At 40.6% G+C, this 6803-nt stretch carries 3 protein-coding genes; 2 read left to right on the forward strand and 1 reads right to left on the reverse strand.

Annotated features, from left to right (window positions below):
* Positions 1–8: 8 nt before the first annotated feature.
* Complete coding sequence (locus tag ACESTK_RS08805; protein ID WP_373119538.1) at positions 9–602, forward strand: DUF6553 family protein; 594 nt, start codon at positions 9–11, stop codon at positions 600–602.
* Between the two features lie 53 nt (positions 603–655).
* Here the strand turns inward: ACESTK_RS08805 and ACESTK_RS08810 are convergent, their stop codons facing one another.
* Positions 656–2167 carry a hypothetical protein gene (locus ACESTK_RS08810; protein WP_373119540.1) on the reverse strand — a complete coding sequence of 504 codons (1512 nt, stop codon included), beginning with the start codon at positions 2165–2167 and terminating at the stop codon, positions 656–658.
* Between the two features lie 526 nt (positions 2168–2693).
* Between ACESTK_RS08810 and ACESTK_RS08815 the strand changes: the two genes are divergently transcribed.
* The coding region (locus tag ACESTK_RS08815) for a prealbumin-like fold domain-containing protein (RefSeq protein ID WP_373119541.1) at positions 2694–6803 on the forward strand (4110 nt) is incomplete at its 3' end.

The following is a 6803-nucleotide window of genomic DNA, read 5'->3' on the forward strand; positions in this document are numbered from 1 at the left end:
AGAATACTATGGATACCCCGACTATTACACAATACTACAGAGAATCGGACCCGGCCAGACGTCTGGCACTTTTGAATATGTCCATTGAGGCAGGAGAGGAGCCAGAGCTGAATCAGATCCGCAGAGAGCTTTGGGACATCCGTTATCAGGATCCGTCTGAGCTTGGCGGTGATACTCGTGCAGATGGTTTTATCGCACTGTGGATGCTGATGGAGTTTAATAAAGACAGCGGCAAGCGCTTTATGGGAGTCCGCGGCGGACGTAAGGAGATCATGAAACAGCTGAATAAAATGAAATTCCAGGAAATCTGCGCCAAGGGTAAGGATTATGAAGAGCTTCTTTACAGAGAGTGCTGTCATATGGTGAAGACTTATATGGAGCTTAGTGAGTCGGATAAGGCTTATAACAGCACACTGTTTGGGATTATGAAAATGAGTAGTGAGCGCGCCAAGGACAAGCTGAAAGCGGATATTTATGATACTGCCGTGGTGCTTCCGCAGACATTGAAGATGGAAGAAGAGCTTGGAATCGTCACCCGCGCCGCCCGGGAAATGTACGAACTGCATTTTCCAGGCGAGGGAAGCCTGGGCGCAGACAGATAACATGCCAGGCGAAAAAGCCTGACATGTATAAAAGATATAAAATTATAAAGTCCTTAATACCGCAGCAGTCTCCGAATCTGGAGCTGGCTGCGGTATTTATTATGCAGCTCCAGCCCCAGTGCCTTCTCACATGCATCCAGAATCATATCATAATAGGTAAACTGATAAATATTTCCTGCAATCTGCACACAATTATACCGCTGCAAAGAAGTCCCAATCTGTTCCATGGAAAACTGGAAATCAAGCTTCGCCTGCAGCATACGCATTAAAGTAAAGGACACAAACCCAATCACAAAATGGGCATTGATCTTATCCGGTGTCCAGATGAAGATAGCAGAGGAGTCATACTGGCTTTTGGAATCAAGGAAAATTTTCTCCATATGGCGAAGTCCGCTGAAAAGACGATAAGGGGCAAGGTTATCTACCTCCAGATTATCAGTAGCAATGGCAGTATATCCGTCCAGCTTCAGTCCGGTACGCCTTCCGGAAGACTCCCTGGCAAGGCGCTGTTGTCTGGCCTGAAGCTCATGGTAATATACAAATTGTTTTTCCCTATCCTCAAAAATCCGCTCTTTATAAAGAAGAGGGATGGTTTGATGCTTTTCATTCAGAATTTTCATTTCCTGATAACCATCCTTCAGAACCCAATCCTTAAATTCTGCATTCGCAGTATGTACAGGCAGACCATAAATATATCCGTCTGCCGGTACTCCATTGCAAATAAAAGGCTCCTCCTCCGGACGTGCAGGTGCAGTATTATAAAAACGGGTTCTGGGATTTTCTCTCTTTAATTGCTTTACGGCATTAAAAACAGACTGGTTCAACACAGTACCACTGGTAGACAGGTCATATGCAATGGGAATTCCATTTCTGTCCGTGAGAAGATCCAGGTGAAGGGTGGAATCTGTACGTCTGGCATTGGGCTGCGTGTCAGAGGGCATGCTTCCCGGAATGGAAAAATTATAGTTGGTGTGATCCAAAAAAGCAGAAGTGGTATCTCTGGAAAGGATGCTGCCAGAATGCTCATAAATCCACTTCTGCAGATCTTTTTGCAGTTTCACAATAACATGAAAGGCAGAATCCAGGTCTTCGTCTGAGATGCTTCCGGATTCTTCGAAGTAGATTCCTTTTTCAATAGCTTCATTCCAGGTACAATTCGGGTAAAGCGCACGGGAAATGACCATATATCGGAAAAGCTCTTCTATATTATAGGGGAGAGATAGATTCCAGGTCCTGGTACGCCAGAAAATGTCAAGCTGAAGCTCCTTATAAAGGTATTTCAGAATGCCGTAGCCTACATTTTTCAGAGAGTGCTCTCCCGGTGAGAGAGCAGCAGTAAGGTCAACATATACCACAGAGTTCTTTTTGGCTTCTCGCTCCTGGTTCATATCAGCCACAACCTTCTCGAAATGGCTGATGGGATCCGGGTAATCCTTCTTTAAATCTTCCAGATATCCCAACCCCATAATGGTTTTCTGACGAGTGGCTTTCTTCTCTTTATCGTAGTAGGATTCGGTGATGGCAAGGTAAGTTCCCTTTGCCTTAGGGGTCTTTTTGAGAAACATAGGGGGTCCTCCTGTATGCTTTATCATTTGAAAATGAAGATGGTGCGTATTCCTTGTTTGTCAATTGTATAAGTGCATTGGTTTTCTGGCATTTATTATAGCACACGAAAGAGCATACATCAAGATACACCATGAATAAATACGAAAATTGGAGCGAATATAGTTTAGAAAACAGGGAGTGAAATTGTGCAAAATGATGAAATTCAAACAGGGGAAAATGGAGTAAACATGTAGTTTTTTTGTCCTGTGAAAACAGAAAAAATAAGAAATTGTGTGTTTTTTTCAATAAAAAGTCAAAAATAGCGACAGTACACTAAAATACACACTATAAAAATACGAAAAAAAGACCGATTCGTGCCCGGTTTCTTAGTGAAACAGCAGAAAACAGGGATTTTTCAGGTGATCATAAATTATTGCTCCTTTAAAATCAGTGTGATATGATGATGAAAATGGGTTTGGGGCTGGTTCTGCCTGCAAAACCACACTGAAAAAAAGGAAAACCCAATCTTAAAAAGGAGGCTGTAACATGAAAAAGAATTCAAGGCTGAAATCGTTTTTTGCCATACTTCTGGCGGTATCTATGATATTCCAGCAGTCTAGTCTGACTGTTCTGGCAACGGACGATACCTACGTTGAGGACGCGACGGCAACACCGACTCCGTCTGAAAACGAAGCAGAAACATACGCAACAGAGGGAGCGGAACCGGTTGCTGAGAAACAGGAAGAACCTCAGCAAGTGCAGGAAACTCCTGCTGCGGAACAAGCTCAAGAGCCAACGGAAGCACCTGCCGAGCAGCCAACAGAGGCGCCTGCAGCAGCTCCGACAGAAGCACCTGCAACAGAGCCCACAGCGGCACCTGCAGAAGTGACGGAAGCACCTGCAGCACCGGAAGCTACAGCAACACCAGCTGCCGAGGCAACTGCAACTCCTACACCAGAAGTCAGCGCGTCCCCAAGTGAGACACCAACACCGGAGGTTACGGAGACACCTGCTGAGACTACAGAATTTTCTGATGTGTCAGTAGACAATGCAATTGCTAATGTAAGTCTTTCTACACCAATCAGTGAAAAGGCAGTTTTTGTTGCGAAACAGTATGATGAAGATTCAGAGTATTTTGATAATGCAATCGGTGCAGTAATGAACTGGGCAGGACAGAATAATCTGGCACTTACCGAGTCTGTTGTTTATGATTTGCATTTTGAAAACGAAGACGGAACTCCTTACCCATATGGAGACAATGCTACTGTTAATCTTCAGTTTAACAATCCGATCTTAAATGAGCTGGAATATGACAATGTAGAAAATGTAAAAACATATGTGCTTCATATTACAGAAAATGGAGTACAGGATGTAAATGGTGGTATTGCGCAGAACGGAAATGGAGAAGTAACAGGTGTTACAATTCAGACGAATGGATTTTCTCCGTTTGTGATAATAAAGGCGGGAGAGGCTCTCACTACTGGAGAGGGTTCCACTGTTGGAGAGAATTCCACTGTTAATATTAGTACTCTTCCTAGTGCATGGATCAAAACAGAAAGTGTTCAGAAAAAAACAAATGAAGTGTGGGCTGATATCAGCCAAAGTGAAAGTCTGGATCAGAACAGTGTCTATCGTTTAAATGTTACATATGAAATTCCTAATACTGAGAAGCCAACAAGTGACATAAAATATGAATACTCGTTACCATCTGTTTTTAACTCAGTTCAGTCTTCAGGAGATATTTTAAATAACAGTAATGAGATAATGGGTACTTATAATGTGACTGATGGAAAGATTGTGCTGGATATTTCTGCTGCTGCAATTGCTTCTTTATCGAATCTTCAAGGTTTTTTTAGCTGTGAATTTAAATTTGATAAAACTCAAATCACAACTAACAAAACAATTACTGTAGTATATCCGGTTACACAAAAGACAGAGGTATTCCAGTTTCAGGAGGATACCAATAGCTACTTAACTACTGAGAAAAAGCAGTTAGATGTAGATTATAAAAACGGAAAAATAAAATATCAGATTTCTGTCAAGGCAAGTGATGCGGAGAATAACGTGGTTATTACAGACCAGCTTGGAGATGGACTTTCTTTTGATAAATCTAGTGTTATAGTAAAAAAGAATGACTCCAAAGTGAATATAACGCCAGTCTATTCATCAGATGAAAAAACAGCAACCTTTAATCTGGGGAATATGACGGCTAATGATAATTATGTAATCGAATATTGGACATCAATTATTAACTATGACAGTATATATAATAATGGAAATAATGAAGTTGTTATTACAAAGAGCAATTCATATACATACCAGTCAGAAGGGAAAAATGAAATATCCGGGAATCAGGTTATAAATACATTTACAAAAAAATGGGTAACAAAGAACGGAAGCTATAATTCTGAGGAGAAATCAATTGACTGGACAATTACCATAAATGAGGGAAGTCCGTTAAATATCAACGGTGCTGTTATCAAGGATGTTCCTGGCGTGAATGTCTCAATTCCAGATGATACCGTTGTAACTGTAAAAAGAGACGATGGAACTTCTTTTACAATTACGGGAAAACAGCTTAAAGACGGATATAAAATTACAGATACGGAGTATATGGGAAAATATGTGCTTACTTATACAACAATTTTGCCCAGCAATGTTCAATCTGTTATTGGTAACGTTAATGTAAGTAATAGTTATGAATTTAATAATGGAAAAGGTCAGAATACGACTGGTTCAAAAGAAATTGGTGTAGAGCCGCTTCCTGCTGTAACAAAGGAATGCACTTATTATACAAATAATAACAATGGTGCGAATACTGCAGACTGGAAAGCAACTATAATAATCACATCCAGTGGCACACATGTATTTTATGACGAATTAAAAGATGATATGACTTTAGTGGCTGATTCAGTTAAGATTACAGATGAGACCGGAAAAGAAGTATCAAAAGAAGTAGTGGCTGATAACGGACAAAAAAGCTTTCACATTACATTTGCGGACGAGACAGTCGAAAATGGGAAACAGAAAAAATATATAATTACCTATAAAAGCAATTACGATTATAATAAAATACCTACTACTGGCTCTGTGTCAAATACCAGATATACTTATCATAATCAATGTAAATTAGATGATAATCCTTGGGTGGAAGCAAAATTTACAGTACAGGGAGGTGAAATATTTTATAAACAAAAAGCTGATGAAGCTGAATATGACGCTGTAAATAAGACAATTAAGTATAAAATAGTGGTGAACTGGGCAAATGTTGATTACTCGGGAAAAGAAATTGTAGTGAAGGATGTACTTCCGGAGGGAACAACTTTTGACTGTATTGCTAGCATGTATGAAAAAAATGGAAATAATTTTCCGGATGTCGATCCCAGCAGCGTTGTATCTGTTGATACATCAGAAAGTGGGGTTGTATACTTCAGGTTTCGTGATATTGGTTCAAAAACATATGGTTTTAATTATAAGCTAAAGGTAAGCGATGATTACTATAAAACCAATCAAAAAGTGAATTTTAAAAACAATGCTGCATTGCTTGTTGATGGAACGGTTGCGAAAGAAGGTTCTCATACAGTAACTGTTGAATTTAATGCGCTGAAGAAAGATTCCCAGCAGTATATGGATTCAGGTAATAATAAGACTAATTTTGTTAAATATATTGTTACCATTAATCCGGCTGCAGTTCAGCTTTTGCCAGATACGATGACAGCGGGTGGTCTGACATTGACAGATATTGTTCCTGATAATCTGACTCTGGTTATCAACAAATCGTTTCCAATGACTTTGAAAAATATAAAAGATCAGAATGACAAACCTGCTTTAAATTATTCATATGATAGCTCTACAAGACAGCTGGTTGTACACGTACCTGATGGAAAGGCTTTGGAACTGGTATTTTATGCGCAGTTGTCAGGTAAAACCGGAAATATAGATGTAAGCAATACTGTAAATCTTAGCGGTGGAACCTCTTACAGTGTGTCATCAACAGATAATAAAAAATATCAGATTGTACAGTCTTCAGCAGGATTAAATGGAGATGATCAGCACATCAGATTGAAGAAAACCCGGGAAGATGCCAGCACTGCTTTGGCAGGTGCGAAATTTGATATTGTAAAGGTTAACATTAGCGATGAAGGGGCTGTAACTACTGAAACGATAGGAAACAACTTGGAGGTTGATGCCAACGGTAGTCTGGTTTATCCAAGAGAAAATAGCAATGATCCGGCTTTGCTTGCGGATACATTGTACTATTACCAGGAAGTGGAGGCGCCGCAGGGATATCAAAAAGATTCTACAAAATATTATTTCTGGAATCCGGGAAATGCTAAAGAACAGTTAAAGATTAAAATTCAAAATGCTGTGAACTCTGGAAAGCTTGATTCGAATACACAGAATGCAAACACTAATTTGTATGGAGAGATTATTGTGACGAATAAGCTTGTTCCACCAACAGCGACACCAACAGCGACACCAGTGCCGACAGCGACACCAGCGCCGACAGCGACACCAACAGCGACACCAGTGCCGACAGCGACACCAGCGCCGACAGCGACACCAACAGCGACACCAACAGCGACACCAGTGCCGACAGCGACACCAACAGCGACACCAGTGCCGACAGCGACACCAGTGCCAACAGCAACACCG

The sequence above is a fragment of the Ruminococcus sp. Marseille-P328 genome, assembly GCF_964249465.1.
GTDB classification, from domain to species: Bacteria; Bacillota; Clostridia; order Lachnospirales; family Lachnospiraceae; genus Blautia_A; species Blautia_A faecis.